This is a genomic window from Gordonia sp. G4, assembly GCF_057770005.1.
Genome location: NZ_CM173442.1, coordinates 4,319,851 through 4,334,980, shown reverse-complemented (window position 1 = coordinate 4,334,980; position 15,130 = coordinate 4,319,851). Strand labels below are relative to the sequence as shown.

The window sequence follows — 15,130 nt, the reverse complement described above, 5'->3', positions numbered from 1 at the left end:
TGCCTGGGACAGGTCAGGCGGTCTCCCAGACACCGGGATTCGGACGGATCCGGAGTCCGGACGCGATCACCTCCGCCAGCGGAGCCGGGCGGCCGAAATGGTATCCCTGGGCCAGGTCGCACCCGACCTCGGCGACGATCGCGGCCTGCGACTCCGTTTCCACTCCCTCAGCGACGACCCGCATCCCGGCGGCGTGCGCCATCGTCACGATGCCGGCGAGGATCGACTTCGCGCTCGGATGTTCATCGAGGGCGTCGACGAAGGACTTCGCGGTTTTCAACACGCTGACCGGTAGGCGGTAGAACTCGCTCAGCGACGACGCGCCGGTGCCGAAATCGTCGAGCGACACCTGTGTTCCGAGCTCGCGTACGTCCCGCAAGAGGGTGAGCAGGTCCCCGTCGAGTGGGTCGAGTGCACTCTCGGTGATCTCCAGACAGAACGCGGCGGGGTCCAGGCCGGACCGGGTGATCGTGTCCCGGAGCCGGTCCGGGAACTGCCCGTTGGTGAGTTCGCGCCGGGAGACGTTGATGCACAACATCACCCGGCGCAGTTCGGGGACGGCCGCCACCTCGGCGGCGGCGGTCTCCAGGACGTAGTTCCCCACCCGGTCGATGAGGTTGGACCCTTCTGCGAGCGGGATGAACTCGGTCGGTGAGATGGAGCCCAGCTCCGGGTGGTGCCAGCGCAGGAGGCCTTCGAGTCCGACGAGGGTGCCGTCACCGGTCGACACGATGGGCTGATAGTGGACCTCGAGCTGGTCGGTGTCGGCGTCGAGAACGCGTCGCAGTTCCTCTTCGATTCGCTGCTGGCGCTGGAGTTCTTCCCGGTGCTGGGTCTGGAACCGTACGTAGCTGGCTCGAGAAGCCTTGCGCGCCCGGTGCAGCGCGATGTCGGCGTCGCGCAGGAGATCGGCGGCTGTGAATTCGTCCCCGGCGTTGACGGTCGCAACGCCGATACTCGCCCGGACAGTGAGCGGTTCGGACCGGGAAGTCACCGTGACGGGTTCGTCCACCGTTCCGCGGATCTTGTCGATCTGCGCCTCGATCTCGTCAGCGGAGCACGCTGTTCCGAGGGTGGATACGAGCACGAACTCGTCGCCACCCAGACGTCCCACCGCGGCGCAGTCGGGTGTGATCAGCGCCAGCCGTTGTGCGACGGTGTGCAACACCTCGTCGCCCACGGCATGACCGAGTGAGTCGTTGACCAGTTTGAAGTTGTCGAGATCGATGTAGAAGATCGCGACACAGCACGAGTCGTCCTCGACTTCCGCTTCGAGTCCTTCCATGTGCGATTCGAGCTCACGGATGATCCCGGAGCGGTTGTACAAGCCTGTCAACGGGTCGCGGACAGGGCCCCACGCGAGGTCGGTTCGTTCCCGGAAGTCGTCGGTGACATCGACAAACGACACGAGGGCGACCACGTCGGTGCCGTCGTCGGGGATCGGTCGGCAGCTGCATGACAACCAGCGTGCCCCGACGGATGTCGTGACCTTCGCGGTCGTGTTGGTGACCGGCTCGCGGGTGCGCAGACACTGCGTGATCGGGGACTCGCCCTCGGCGAACTCCAGTTTCAGCTCGTCTATCCCCGATCCCGGGACCGCCTCCTGGCCCAGCAGCATCGCCGCGGCCGGGTTCGCGAGTTCGATGTCGCCGTCCTCGCGCACGACGATCACCGCCTGATGGAGTGCATCGAGAACGACACCGAGACGCTCGACGAAGGAACGGTGCGTCGGTTCGACGACGACGAGAAAGCCGTCGTCCATGGTCGTCACCGACGTCCGGGTCGGAAACGATCGTCCGTTGTCGTAACGGCGGTGCTGCTGATCCACCGCTCTGCCGAGCGAGACCGCCGTCTGCAGATCGACGTGGACGCCGACCACGTCGTCGAGATTCCGTCCGATCGCCTCGGAGGCGAGGCGGCCGTACATCCGCTCTGCGGCAGGGTTCCACGACAGGACGGTCAACTGGTCGTCGACGGCAACCACCGCGTTGCTCACATGCTCGATGAGTATCGCGTGCCGGCGGAGAGCCGACTCGACCGCCTTGTGCGCGGAGACGTCGCGCAGGATGACCTGGTAGGCCGGGGAGTCGTGCCACACGGTGCGAACCGAGATGACCTCCATCGGTCGCGAGACACCGTGGGCGTCCACCATCACGACTTCTTCGGGTTTCGTCGCGGCACCTGGCACATCGCTCATGGCCGCGATCCGCTCGACCATCCGGGGCAACTCGTCTGGATGGACGAACTCGGCGATCGGACGGCCGAGCATTGCCTCGCGGTCGTCGATGCGCGCGAAAGCGAGCGCAGCAGAGTTGACATAGACGATCAAGCCGTCCCGGTGCACGGCGATCGCGTCGGGGCTCAGTTCGAGTAGGAGGCGATGACGTTCGGCAACGGCGGCGTCGCCGGGTGTTTCCCCAGCGCCGGGAACGACTCCGGCGGGCATCCCCGCGGACCCGTGGTCGTCACCTGCGGATCGTGCCATCGAGTCACCCCTCCCGCCTCCGGGATCATCCTCCCCCACACCACCACGGAATTTATGCGCTGCGCGGTGAAAGAATGTGTCCATCGGGGAATTTGCCCCGGTCGCCGCCTGAATTACCCGAATCGCGGAGTTCTCGTCGACCGCCCGCCATGTCGCTGACGTTGAGACGGGTGGCCGTCGTCGGGGACGCCATGAGTGCGGATGTCCGGGCGGGACCTGCGGGCCCGGCCCCAAAGAAATGTGAGGCGAATTGTCGTAGTGCGCTGCGGATTGCCTCGTCGCGCCTCACAATTCAGCAATGAGCGATGATCCGACTCCGCCGGTGGCCGACTCGACGCGGACCGATCCACCGCCGACGTCGGGCGCACGGCACGCATTGACGCTGTTCCTCAACTCGCCGTTCGCGGGTATGTCCCCGTGGATCCTCATGGCGCTGCTCGCGGGGCCCGGCCGGTTCGAGGAGGCCGCGGCGTCGGCGTTCGCGCTGTCGCTCCTGCTGGTGATCGGCGGTCACAAGCGTGGCACGAGTGTGAAGCTCCTCGAAGTCTTCGACGTCACCTACTTCGGCACGATGGCGATCATCGCGTTGTTCGCCTCCGACGGCGTCATCGACTGGCTGGAGCGCTGGGGCGGGGAGATGACCAACATCGCTCTGGTCTCGTTCGCGCTCGGGTCGATCCTCGTGCGTCAGCCGTTCACCCTCCAGTACGCGCGGGAGACCACCGAGAAGGAATTCTGGGACAGCCCGCTGTTCATCCACATCAACTACGTCATCACCTGGGCATGGGTGGCCGGGTTCGGTGTCGCCGCGATATCGGGCGCGTTCGGCGATCTGGTGCTCGACGACCCGAACAACTTCTGGACCGGGTGGATCATCCAGATCGGTGGCACGATCTTCGCGATCGCGTTCACCGAGTTCTATCCCGACTACGCGACCTACCGTGCTGCGATTCGGGAGGGATGGGCCACCGACGAGAAACCGGAGAGCATCCTGCATTTGTTCGGCTGGGTGCCGATCTACGTTCTCGCGATCGGCATCTCCGGGTTGGTCACCGACTCACTCGGCACCGTCGCGGGAGTCGTCCTCATCGTCGCGGGGGTCGTCGCGATCAACCTGTTCAAGCGGATGACCGCCGCGATGGACGCGCGGCTGGAGGCGGCGGCGGGTCGACCGGCGAACAGCTGAGCCGGATTCGACCGTCGCCACAACCCGATCACTCGATCGGTAGTGTCGAGGGCATGAAATTCGACGGCGTAGGAATCTGGAGTTCACCGCTACGGTACGGAGACACCGGGGAGGCCGCCGAAGCCGCGGCCGAGCTCGACGAATTGGGTTACACAGGCCTGTGGATCCCCGATGTGGGCGGTCCGGTCCTCGATGCGGTCGAGAACCTGCTCGGTGCCACCCGCAACGCCGTGATCGCCACCGGAATCCTCAACATGTGGATGCATGAGCCGCATGACGTCGCGGCGGCCCACGCGCGCTTCAGCGAGCAGTTCGGCCCCCGGTTCCTTCTCGGCCTCGGCATCAGCCACGCACCGCTGATCGACGCGCAGGAAGCCGGACGCTACAAGAAGCCGCTCGCGACCACCAAGGCGTTCCTCGACGGCCTGGACGACGCGCCGCAGCCGGTGCCGGCCGGTGCCCGGGTGCTGGCCGCGCTCGGACCGAAGATGCTCCAGCTCTCGGCCGACCGGACTGCCGGAGCCCACCCCTACCTGGTGACCCCGGAACACACCTCGATCGCCCGCGACACTCTCGGCGACAGGCCGCTGCTCGCGCCGGAGCAGACGGCGATCTTCGCCGCCGACCGCGACGAGGCACGCGCGATCGGCACGAAGTGGCTCAAGGGCTACCTCGCGATGCCGAACTACGCCAACAATCTTCGGCGTCTCGGGTTCTCCGAGGAGGACCTGACCTCGGCGAGCGACCGACTCTTCGACGCTCTGATCGTCTGGGGCGACGAGGCCGCGATCCGCAAGCGGATCGACGAGCACCGTGCGGCCGGCGCGGACCATGTGTGCGTGCAGGTTCTGCAGGCCGACCACCGAGGCTTCCCGCGCGAGCAGTGGCGCCGCCTTGCGGCAGCCCTGGGCTGATTTCCTGCTCCCTGAGGTGTGAGGAGCGAAAGCGTGAATTTCCGTTGCTCCCTGAGGTGTGAGGAGCGAAAGCGACGAGCCACGAAGGGGCTGGCGAGACACGTTGCGAGGCCCTTCGTGGCTCGCTTCGCTCGCACCTCAGGGATCATTGGTTGGGTTCGCTCCGCAGGGATCATTGGTTGGGCTCGCACCTCAGGGGTCAGTAGTTGGGCTTGCACCCCAGGGTGCGTCTATGGCACGTCCCGCCGCCGGAACCCGGCGAACCCGAGTACGACCAGCAACACCACGACCACCCCCACCCCACACAGCCCCCACCAGTCGGGTTGCGCGGCAGAGACATCCGGCACGTGGTGGAACGGGCTGACTCCCAGCGCCCACTCCGGGAGCTTGAAGCTCGGGCCCAGGATCGTCAGCACGAACGACACCAGGACGCCCAACCAGATCGCGGGCCGCATGTGGGGTCGGGCGCCGATCACGGCGACCGCGATGCCGACGACGGCCCAGACCGCCGGGATCGTGGCAATCGACTGGACGAAGACGTCGCCGAAACCGATGTCGAGATCCGTTGTCGAGGCGAAGATCCCGATGACCGAGCCGGCGACGGTGACGAGAACGGCGGGGACGACGAGTGCGACCCCGGTGGTGGCGCCGAAGTAGCTCGGCCGGCTGACGGAGGTGGCGAGTACCGCCTCCGCGCGGTCGTCGAGCTCCTCGGTACGGATTCGGTTGACGATCTGTACGCCGGCGACGGACGCGATGATCCCCACCAGACCGAGAATCGTCGTGACGAATGCCGACACCAGGTCCGCGGGCGACGCGGCGCCGGAAGCGAAGATCTGGGCCATCGCCGGATTAGCGGTCAGGAGACCGCGAACCGACCTGGTGAAGTAGCCGAAGACGACGCCGAGTCCGACGAAGGCGAGTGCCCACGACACGATCGGCGCGCGGTTGAGGCGGAACGCAAGAGACAGTGGCGAGCCGACGCGGCCCCGTGACGGACCAGGTCGCGCCGGAACGAGTCCCTGACCGAAGTCCCGCGCGCTCTGCAATACGAAAGCCGCCGCTCCCACGACGACCACGAAGACCACCCCGAGCAGCAGAGGCCACCAGTGATCTCCGGTTGCCGGTCGGGTCTCCTGAACCCATCCCAGCGGATTGATCCACGTGGTCCACGCCGGTGCGTTCACCGAGAAGAGGAAGCCCCTCAGCACGAACAGCACGCCGAGAAGCGACACCGCGATCGTGGTGGCGGCCCGCGCGTCCGAGCCCACCTGGGCACTCACCGCCGCGACGGCGCCGAACATCCAGCCGGTGACGGTGAAACCGAATCCCAGCAGAAACGACGATTCCCAGTCCCCGCCGCTCAGCGACGTCGCGAGACCCGCGACGACTCCGACGGCGATCGAGCACAAGCCGGCCATGATCAGCGCGGTCGACAGTCGCGCGGCGCGCCCGAGCACACCTGCGGCGAGGAGTTCCGCCTGTCCGGAGTCCTCCTGTCCGCGCGCGGCTTTGACCACGATGAAGATCGCTGCGAGGGCCGCGACGAATCCGCCGAGCGCGAGGCTGCGCCACGCGACGAAACCGTCGACGGTGGACAGGTCGTAGGCGGGCCCGAAGATGAGGCCCAGCGCGGGATTCGAGCCGATGGTCGCGGCGAACGCGGAGCGTTCCGCGGCGTCGGGAAACAACAACGGATACGCGATGACCGAGGACACGGCGAGGGCGGTCGGCAGCACGATCCACGGCAGGAAGCTGCGACCCTCGTGGTGCAGGGAGGCCCGCAACAGCGGGGCGGTGCCGATCGTCGACGCCGTCATTGCCTCACCGTTCGCCTCGGGGAAGATCGCCCGTCTCGTACAGCGACAGGAACAGACTCTCCAGCGACGGTGGTTCGACCGTCAGGGCACGCAGGCCGCAGGATGGCAGCACCGCCATGACCGATCCGATCCGATCCGAGTCCACGGTCGCGCTCAGGCGATGCCCTCCGGAACCGGTCTCGCGCACGTCGACGTCGTGCAGCTGCGCCAGGACATCCGGATCCGGAAGCGAATCCAGCTGCGCACGAACCGAAGTGCGGGTGTGTCCGCGAAGCTCGGCTAGCGTGCCGGTCGCCACGACGGCCCCGTCGCGGATGATGGAGAGCCGGTCGGCGAGGGTTTCGGCCTCGGCAAGGATGTGACTCGACAGCAGCACGGTGGTACCCCGGTCGGTGGCCTCGCGCACGACTTCCTGGAATACGTTCTCCATCAACGGGTCCAGCCCGGACGTCGGCTCGTCGAGGATGAGCAACTCGACATCGGACGCCAACGCGGCCACGATCGCGACCTTCTGCCTGTTGCCCTTGGAGTACTGCCGCCCGCGCTTGGTCGTGTCGAGTTCGAACCTCGCCACAAGATCGGCACGACGCTCCTCGTCGAGACCGCCTCGCATCGAGCCGAGCAGATCGATCATCTCGCCGCCGGTCATCGTCGGCCACAGCGCGACGTCGCCGGGTACGTATGCCAGTCGCCGATGTAGCTCCACGACATCACGCCAGGGGTCGCCGTCCAGCAGTCGGACCTCTCCCCCGTCCGCTCGCAACAAACCCAGCAGGACGCGGATCGTCGTCGACTTGCCTGCGCCGTTGGGACCGAGGAAACCGTGGACCTCGCCGCGGGCGACTTGGAGGTCGAGCCCCCGTAGCGCCTCGAACTTGCCGAAGTTCTTGCGCAGCCCCCGGACATCGATGACCGGATCGGTTCCCTGATGGTTCTCGGAGCGTTCCACGCCCATGCGTACCTCCGGCTCGACACGACCTGATGATCGTTCCACAGCAAGCGATCCGACAGGTGCGGTTCGCGCTGGTCGCCCAGCCCAGTTGAGCGGGCGGCGGAGGTTTGACCGTCGTCGCCGGCGGGGCACTCTGCGGCCATGGCGATCAAGAAGAACGACACCGTGCGCTGGAACACGTCTCAGGGCGAGACCGAGGGCACGGCCGAGGAGAAGCGGACCAAGGAATTCACCTTCGAGGGCCAGAAATTCAAGGCCAGCGAGGACGAGCCGTACTGGATCGTCAAGTCGTCGAAGACGGGTTCGAAGGCGGCGCACAAGGAGTCGTCGCTGTCCAAGAAATAGCTGTCGCAGAGATACCCGGAAGGCCTCGATCGAGTCGGCCCCATACCTAGAGCTGCTATGCTCCTTGTAGTTCTAGGTATAGGGGTTCTATGTATATCGAGAAAGACCTGGTGGCCGCTTCCGCGACGCCGCTGGTGCTCGGCATTCTCGCCGAGGGTGAGTCCTACGGGTACGCGATCCTGAAGCGCGTCCGCGAGATGTCCGGTGGCCGGATGGAATGGACCGACGGCATGCTCTACCCGTTGCTCCACCGGCTCGAGCGTGCCGGCCATGTCGAGGCGACCTGGGGCAAGGCCGACACCGGCAGACGGCGTAAGCACTACACGATCACGCCGTCGGGGCTGGCCGCCCTCGCCGAGCGCAGGTCCCAATGGGAAGTCGTGGCCGACGCGCTCGATCAGGTGTGGCGGACGGTCGCCCTGCCGCCCACCGCGGAGGGCCTGGCGTGAGCGCGGACACCGAACTCGAGAGCCAGATCGACCGGTGGCGCGGATATGTCCTGCGCCATCAGGCCATTGCCACCACCGACGCCGATGAGATGGAAGACCACCTGCGCGGTCAGATCGCCGACCTCGCCGCCGGCGGTCTCGACGACGACGAAGCGTTCCTGGTCGCCGTCAAGCGAATGGGACGAGTCGATGCGCTCTCGCGCGAGTTCGCCCGCGAGCATTCCGACAGGTTGTGGAAACAGCTGGTCCTGACCGCGGAACCGGCCGGGGATCTGGGCCGAAGACGTCACGAGCTCGGCGTCGTGATCGGTCTCGTCGTCGCGGCGGCCGCCACGGTCCGCATCGCGCTGGAGGTCATGCCCGAATGGGTTCTCGTCCGCAATGCGACTCTGCTCGTGTTGCCGTTCCTGGCAGTGTATTTCGGCTGGAAACGCCGGGTCTCGACACGAACCGCGCTCGCGGTGGCCGCCGCATTCGTCGTGACCGGCGTGGCCGTCAACATCTATCCCTTCGTCGACGAGGGGCCGACGCAGGTCATCGTCGCGATCCACGCGCCGATCGTCCTGTGGTTCCTGGTGGGCGTGACGTACGTCGGCGGCCGATGGAGATCGGGTCCCCGGCGCATGGACTTCATCCGCTTCACCGGCGAATGGGTGGTGTATGCAACGCTTCTCGGCCTGGGCGCGGCTGTGCTCACGGGACTGACCGCTGGCGCCTTCGGTGCCCTCGACATCGACGTCGACGCCGTGATCTCCCAGTGGCTGGCGCCGATCGCCGCGACCGGGATCGTGCTGCTCGCCGCCTGGTTGGTCGAAGCGAAGCAGAGCGTGGTCGAGAACATCGCACCGGTGTTGACCAAGGTGTTCACGCCGGTCACCGCGGTGATGCTCGTCGTGTTGCTGGTCGCGATGGTGACCAGCGGCGACGTCGTGGACGTCGACCGCGAGTTGCTGATCCTCGTCGACCTGATCCTCGTCCTCGTTCTCGGCCTGCTGCTGTACGCGATCTCGGCGCGCGATCCGCATCTGCGCCCGGAGCTCTTCGACCGTCTGCAGCTGGTACTGGTGGTGACCGCGCTCGCGGTCGACGCGGTCATGCTGACGATCATGGCCTCGCGTATCGCGGAGTTCGGGTTCACCGCCAACAAGACCGTGGCCCTGGGCCTCAACCTCGTTCTGCTGGTGAACCTGTCGTGGGCTGCGTATCTGCTCTTCGGTTTCGTGCGTCGCCGCCGCGGGTTCGACGCCACGGAGCGGTGGCAGACGGACTACCTGCCGGTGTTCGGGGTCTGGGCGGCCGCGGTGGTCGTCGCGGTGCCGCCGCTGTTCGACTTCTCCTGACGGCGCCGGGAGCGAAGCGAGCGGGCCGAAGGGGCGACGGCGCCGGGAGCGAAGCGAGCGGGCCGAATCGATGGACGGCGCCGGGAGCGGAGCGAGCGGGCCGAATGGAATGCAGCCGCGTAGACTGCGCGACCATGGCCATCGTCAACCGAGGGTTCGTGGGACGCCGCGACCGCGATGCGCGGCGTCTCCCACCAGGGCAGTACACGACACTCGATTTCCCGGTCCTGTCCTCCGAGCCGACACCCTCCGTCGCCCCGGAGGGTTGGATGCTGGCCGTGCAGTCGGCAGACCATCGGGCGGCCACGTTCACCTGGGAGCAGTTCCAGGATCTGCCGCACGACGACATCACCACCGACATCCACTGCGTCACACGGTGGTCGAAGTTCGACACGCGGTGGCGCGGAGTCTCGTTCGACACGCTGCTGCAGGCGCTGCCGTGGGAGCCCGCACCGTATGTGATGGCGCACTGCCACGGCGGCTACACCGCCAATGTGCCGCTCGCCGATCTCGTCGGCGGGCGCGGCTGGATCGCCGACACCTACGACGGCGAACCGCTCGCCGCCGAGCACGGCGGTCCGGCACGACTCCTGGTGCCGCACCTGTACTTCTGGAAAAGTGCCAAATGGGTTCGGCGACTTCGGTTCATGACCGAGGACGCACCCGGTTTCTGGGAGGAGCGCGGATACCACATGTACGGCGACCCCTGGCGCGAGCAGCGCTACTCGTGACGACCTGGCATCTCACGACGGTCACCTCGGTTGTCGACATCACCCCGACCGCGCGGACGCTGCGCCTCGCCCTTCCCGAGGCCATCCACGCGCTGCCCGGCCAACACGTCGACATCCGCCTGACCGCCGAAGACGGCTACTCCACCGCGCGGGCCTACTCGCTGTCCGACGTCCGCGAGACCCGCTCGGTCGAGGTCACCGTCGAACGACTCCATGACGGCGAGGTGTCGCCGTACCTGGTCGACGTCGTCGAGCCCGGTGACCCGCTGGAGATCAGCGATCCGCACGGATTCTGGTTCACGTGGCCGTCCGGCGACGACCGCCCCGTCCAGCTGATCGGCGGCGGCTCCGGTATCGCGCCGCTCATGTCGATGATCCGCAGTCGCGAGGTCGAGGCGCCGCAGACGCCGTTCTCACTCGTCTACTCCGTCCGTAGTCCCGACCGCGTCTACTACCGGGACGAGTTCCGGCAGCTGATCGACCACCGGCGCATGGATGTTCACCTCATCCACACCCGCGTCGGGCCCGAGGAGGCGACGCGACCCCCGGGCCGCCTCACCGCGGACGAACTGGCCGGACTCACGCTCGATCCCGCGACGTCGCCGACGGTGTTCATCTGTGGGCCGAACCGCTTCGTCGAGAACTGCGCCCAGTGGATGGTCGACGCCGGCCACGACCGGACCCGCATCCGGACGGAACGCTTCGGGGAGTGATCCGAAGTCCTTCGACGGTTCTCCCGAGCAAGTGCTTGATCGGCACGTAGCGTAGGGTCATGACCTCTGCGTACGACTTCACCGCCACCGGTATCGACGGCAACCCCGTCGAACTCTCGGAATTCCAGGGCAGTCCCCTGCTCATCGTGAACACCGCCTCGCAGTGCGGATTCACCCCGCAGTACCGCGGTCTGGAGGCCTTGCACCGCGACTACGCCGACAAGGGGCTGCGCGTCCTCGGCTTTCCCTGCGATCAGTTCGGGCACCAGGAGCCCGGTGACGAGGACGAGATCAAGAACTTCTGCTCGCTGACCTACGACGTGACGTTCCCGATGTTCGCGAAGGTCGACGTGAACGGTCCCGACGCCCACCCGCTGTTCGCATGGCTGCGGGACCAGAAGTCCGGCGTCCTCGGCGGGCGCATCAAATGGAACTTCACCAAGTTCCTGATCGACCGGGACGGGTCGGTCGTCGCGCGGTATGCCCCGACCACCAAGCCGGAGAAACTCGCCGGGTCCATCGAAGAACAGCTGTGACCGAGTGGACACGCCCGTGAGCACCGACACCGCCATCAGTCGCACCGGTTCGTTCGTCCGCGTCACCCTCGCCTATGTGATCGCCTTTGCCGTCGCCGCGGCCTGGCTGATCTGGGGTCCGGCCACCGGCCACCTGTGGCTCGACACGTTGATCGCCGATCTGCTGGCCACGCTGGTGATCTTCGCGTTCAGCAGGTACTACGGCAATTCCAGCTTCTACGACGCCTATTGGAGTGTGGTGCCGCCCGCGCTCCTCATCTACTGGTGGGCGGCAGGCGACCTCGGGATCGACGCGGTGCACTGTTGGGTCATCGCCGTCGTCGTCGGTGCCTGGGCGATTCGTCTCACCGCCAACTGGGCGATCGGCTGGCCGGGTCTGCAGCACGAGGACTGGCGCTATCCGATGCTCAAATCCGGGGCCGGACGCGCGGAGTTGCCCGTCGACCTGATGGCGATCCACGTCTTCCCCACCGTCCAGGTGTTCCTCGGCATGATCCCGGTCTACGTGGCGGTCACCCACACCGGCGGCGTCGTGGCATGGCTGACCGCCGTGGCGGCCGTCGTCGGACTCGCCGCCACACTGCTCGAGTACGTCGCCGACGGGCAACTGCGTCGGTTCGCCGCTCACCGGACGCCGGGCGCCGTCCTGGACACGGGCATATGGGCGTGGTCGCGCCACCCGAATTACTTCGGGGAGGTCATGTTCTGGGTGTCGATGGCCCTGTTCGGGCTCGCCGCCTCACCCGGTGACTGGTGGTGGCTGTTCGTGGGAGCGGTGCTGATGCTGGCGATGTTCCTCGGTGCGAGCATCCCGATGATGGAGAAGCGGAGTCTCGAGCGACGCCCCGGCTATCAGGACGTCATCGACCGGGTACCGCGCTTCGTCCCACGCCCGCCACGCTCGGCCGCGCACCCGCCGGATCAGGTCTCTGCGTGAGCCGACCGCGGGTCGTCGTCGCCGGTCTCGGTGACTCCGGAGTGCTGACCGCGATCCACCTCGCCTCGCACGTCGATGTCGTGGGGATCTCGTCGAAGCCGGGACTCGTCAGCGGGCAGGAACTCGGTCTGCGGATCAGCCGGCCCGACGCCTGGGCACGTGATTACCGAATCCCGTTCGGACGCTTCCGCAAACTCGACGATATCCGGACAGTCCACGGCACGCTGACGGCCGCCGATCTCGACAACCGCACCGTCACCGTCGTCGATGCCGCCGGCTCCGAGAGCGTCGAGGGTTTCGATGCGCTGGTCATCTCCACCGGGGTCCGCAACGGCTTCTGGCGACAACCGGACCTGCAGTCCGCCGCGGACATCGACGCCGACCTACGGTCGTCGCACGAGCGGTTCGCCGAGGCCGCCTCCATCGCCGTCATCGGTGGCGGGGCGGCTGCGGTGAGTGCCGCCGCCAACCTGGCGCGGACCTGGCCGGACAAGAGCATCGATCTCTATCACCCGGGCGAACGCGCCCTCCCACACCATCATCCGCGGACCTGGGCCACGGTCCTCGCGCGGCTGCGCCGGCTCGGGGTCGGCGTGCACGGCGGCCACCGCGCGGCCGTGCCCGACGGATTCGGCTGCGACGAGATCACGCCGGGGCCGGTGAGCTTCTCGACCGGGCAACCGGCGGTCGAGGCCGACGCCGTGCTGTGGGCCATCGGCCGGGTCACGCCGAACACGGAATGGCTGCCGCCGGATGTCCTCGACCCGTCGGGCTTCGTCCGTGTGACGGCCGAACTACGGATCCCCGGTGTCGAATTCGTGTACGCGATCGGCGACGTCGCGGCGACCGACGACCTCCGCAGCTCGGCCCGCAACCGGGCCGATCGCCTGCTCGCGCACAACATCCGCGCCGACCTCGCCGGACGGCCCGACCGGGTGCGGAGCTACGTTCCGCCGCGGCGAAGGTGGGGTTCGGTGCTCGGGGTGCAGGCCGACGGTCTGCAGGTGTTCGCGCCCAACGGCCGCCCGTTCCGCTTCCCCGCCTGGTCGGTCGACACGATCCTGCAGCCATGGATCGTCCGTCGCGGCATCTACGGCGGCATCCGTAAGGCGGAGTGACCGTGCCGCTCTTCTCGGCGGTCAGCTCGCCACCCGCGCATAGACTCGGCCCATGAGCAACGAACCGTTCTCGGCGAATCCATCCGGACATCCCCCGACGCCGGGTGGACCGGGACAGCCGTCGTCAGGTGCGTACCCGCCGGGAGCGGTGCCGCCCGCCGGGTCGCCACCGGGAACCACTCCTTCGTCCGCCTCGTATCCCGTCGGGAGCGAGCCCGGTACGGCGCCGGCGACCGACCCGACGACAGACGCGACGCCGGTCAAGCCGACCGCGGGCGAACGCGCGAACGCCGTCGTCAAGAAGGTGGTGATCGGACTCGTCATCGCTGCGCTGCTCGTGGTCACCTATTTCATTCTCGAGGCATTCCTGCCCCGCTGGTGGGCCGGTCAGATCGGACAGCGTGTCGAGGGTTCGTTCAGTCGCGGCATCGGCACCGGCCTGGTCCTCGGGATCGTCTGCACCTTTGTGCCGGTGCTGTTCTTCACGCTGTCCTTCGTCTACCGCGGTCGGATGAAGAACGTCCCGACGATCATGTTCGCTGTTCTCGGCGTGATCGTCGCGGTCCCCAATCTGCTCACCCTCACCGTGGTCGCCGGTGGCGGGAACGGCGCCCATGCCGGTGAGCGCATCTTCGACGTCGAGGCGCCCGGTTTCCGTGCCGCCACCGCGTGGGGCGTGATCATCGGCGCGGTTCTCGCGGTCGGCGTCGGCTACTTCATCTGGCGCTACCGGCGCCGTGGCCGCCAGCTTCGAGAGATCAAGCACCCCACCACAGATCGGACGTAGACAGATGACCGAGCAGCGGATCGTCGTGGACATCGACGACGCGGGGGTCGCCACCGCGACCCTCAACCGAGCCGACAAGCACAACGCTCTCGACCCGGCGATGTTCGACGCCCTCATCGAGGTGACCGGCACCCTGGCCGAGGACAAGCGCGTCCGCGCCGTCGTGGTCCACGGTTCGGGCAAGAGCTTCTGCTCCGGACTGGACGTGTCGAGTCTGGGTCAGGGCGGCAGCGTGAACTCGCTACTGGAGCGCGAACCGGGCGTGCTCGGCAACCACGCGCAGCGAGTGTCGCTGGACTGGGGCCGGATCCCGGCGCCGGTGATCGCCGCCATCACCGGCAACTGCTTCGGCGGTGGCCTGCAGATCGCGCTGGGCGCCGACATCCGGTACTCGACCCCCGACGCGCGGCTGTCCATCATGGAGGTCAAGTGGGGTCTGGTGCCCGACATGGGCATCACCCAGACGTTGCCGCGACTCGTGTCCGCGGATGTGGCAAAGGAACTCACGTTCACCGGCCGGATCATCGACGGCACCGAGGCCCATCGGCTCGGCCTGGTCACTCGCGTCGTCGACGATCCGCTCACCGCCGCACTCGACCTCGCGCACGAGATCGCGTCGAAGTCGCCGCACGCTGTCCGCGCCGCCAAGCGGCTCTACGACGAGTCGTGGGCGGGCACGGACCCGGCGGGAGCGCTGATGCTGGAGAGCCGACTCCAGGTCGGTCTGATGGGGTCACCCAATCAGATGGAAGCGGTACACGCCGGGATGTCGCGACGCGAAGCGCGCTTCGCCGACCCCGAGTGACTCGCTCCCGGG

At 67.4% G+C, this 15,130-nt stretch carries 15 protein-coding genes; 12 read left to right on the top strand and 3 right to left on the bottom strand.

What is annotated here, in order from left to right; genetic code table 11:
* Positions 1-13: 13 nt before the first annotated feature.
* Complete coding sequence (locus AC3B5T_RS19485; RefSeq protein WP_488357830.1) at positions 14-2,485, bottom strand: sensor domain-containing protein; 2,472 nt, start codon at positions 2,483-2,485, stop codon at positions 14-16.
* A gap of 298 nt (positions 2,486-2,783) precedes the next feature.
* Between AC3B5T_RS19485 and AC3B5T_RS19480 the strand changes: the two genes are divergently transcribed.
* Positions 2,784-3,671, top strand: a complete 888-nt coding sequence (locus tag AC3B5T_RS19480; protein ID WP_193363191.1) for a hypothetical protein — start codon at positions 2,784-2,786, stop codon at positions 3,669-3,671.
* A 53-nt stretch (positions 3,672-3,724) separates the two neighbouring features.
* Positions 3,725-4,585: an LLM class F420-dependent oxidoreductase gene (locus AC3B5T_RS19475; RefSeq protein ID WP_055476022.1), complete on the top strand. Its 861-nt coding sequence runs from the start codon at positions 3,725-3,727 to the stop codon at positions 4,583-4,585.
* 230 nt (positions 4,586-4,815) lie between these two features.
* Here the strand turns inward: AC3B5T_RS19475 and AC3B5T_RS19470 are convergent, their stop codons facing one another.
* Together AC3B5T_RS19470 and AC3B5T_RS19465 are read right to left on the bottom strand one after the other, a co-directional pair.
* Complete coding sequence (locus AC3B5T_RS19470; protein WP_055476023.1) at positions 4,816-6,405, bottom strand: ABC transporter permease; 1,590 nt, start codon at positions 6,403-6,405, stop codon at positions 4,816-4,818.
* A gap of 4 nt (positions 6,406-6,409) precedes the next feature.
* Positions 6,410-7,360 (bottom strand): ABC transporter ATP-binding protein, encoded by a 951-nt coding sequence (locus AC3B5T_RS19465; RefSeq protein WP_055476024.1) that lies wholly within the window; start codon positions 7,358-7,360, stop codon positions 6,410-6,412.
* 138 nt (positions 7,361-7,498) lie between these two features.
* On the opposite strand from AC3B5T_RS19465, the gene AC3B5T_RS19460 reads away from it, so the two are divergent.
* From AC3B5T_RS19460 to AC3B5T_RS19415, 10 genes are all read left to right on the top strand, one after another.
* A complete protein-coding gene (locus AC3B5T_RS19460; RefSeq protein ID WP_004018570.1) occupies positions 7,499-7,702 on the top strand; it encodes a hypervirulence associated TUDOR domain-containing protein in 204 nt (67 codons plus the stop codon).
* A gap of 89 nt (positions 7,703-7,791) precedes the next feature.
* Positions 7,792-8,151, top strand: a complete 360-nt coding sequence (locus AC3B5T_RS19455; protein WP_010842578.1) for a PadR family transcriptional regulator — start codon at positions 7,792-7,794, stop codon at positions 8,149-8,151.
* A complete protein-coding gene (locus tag AC3B5T_RS19450; protein ID WP_055476025.1) occupies positions 8,148-9,491 on the top strand; it encodes a permease prefix domain 1-containing protein in 1,344 nt (447 codons plus the stop codon). The genes AC3B5T_RS19455 and AC3B5T_RS19450 overlap by 4 nt, the downstream gene beginning before the upstream one ends.
* A gap of 134 nt (positions 9,492-9,625) precedes the next feature.
* Positions 9,626-10,222 (top strand): sulfite oxidase-like oxidoreductase, encoded by a 597-nt coding sequence (locus tag AC3B5T_RS19445; protein ID WP_055476051.1) that lies wholly within the window; start codon positions 9,626-9,628, stop codon positions 10,220-10,222.
* Positions 10,219-10,935 carry a ferredoxin reductase gene (locus AC3B5T_RS19440; RefSeq protein WP_055476026.1) on the top strand — a complete coding sequence of 239 codons (717 nt, stop codon included), beginning with the start codon at positions 10,219-10,221 and terminating at the stop codon, positions 10,933-10,935. Before AC3B5T_RS19445 ends, AC3B5T_RS19440 begins: the two co-directional genes overlap by 4 nt.
* A gap of 59 nt (positions 10,936-10,994) precedes the next feature.
* Positions 10,995-11,471, top strand: coding sequence for a glutathione peroxidase (locus tag AC3B5T_RS19435; RefSeq protein WP_055476027.1), 477 nt, complete (start codon positions 10,995-10,997; stop codon positions 11,469-11,471).
* A gap of 34 nt (positions 11,472-11,505) precedes the next feature.
* A complete protein-coding gene (locus tag AC3B5T_RS19430) occupies positions 11,506-12,408 on the top strand; it encodes a DUF1295 domain-containing protein (protein WP_231632723.1) in 903 nt (300 codons plus the stop codon).
* The gene (locus AC3B5T_RS19425) at positions 12,405-13,526 is read left to right on the top strand and encodes an FAD-dependent oxidoreductase (RefSeq protein ID WP_055476029.1); all 1,122 of its coding nucleotides are present in this window, start codon (positions 12,405-12,407) and stop codon (positions 13,524-13,526) included. Before AC3B5T_RS19430 ends, AC3B5T_RS19425 begins: the two co-directional genes overlap by 4 nt.
* Positions 13,527-13,578: 52 nt before the next feature.
* Positions 13,579-14,313 (top strand): hypothetical protein, encoded by a 735-nt coding sequence (locus AC3B5T_RS19420; protein WP_014926840.1) that lies wholly within the window; start codon positions 13,579-13,581, stop codon positions 14,311-14,313.
* 4 nt (positions 14,314-14,317) lie between these two features.
* Positions 14,318-15,118, top strand: coding sequence for a crotonase/enoyl-CoA hydratase family protein (locus AC3B5T_RS19415; protein WP_014926839.1), 801 nt, complete (start codon positions 14,318-14,320; stop codon positions 15,116-15,118).
* Positions 15,119-15,130 lie beyond the last annotated feature (12 nt).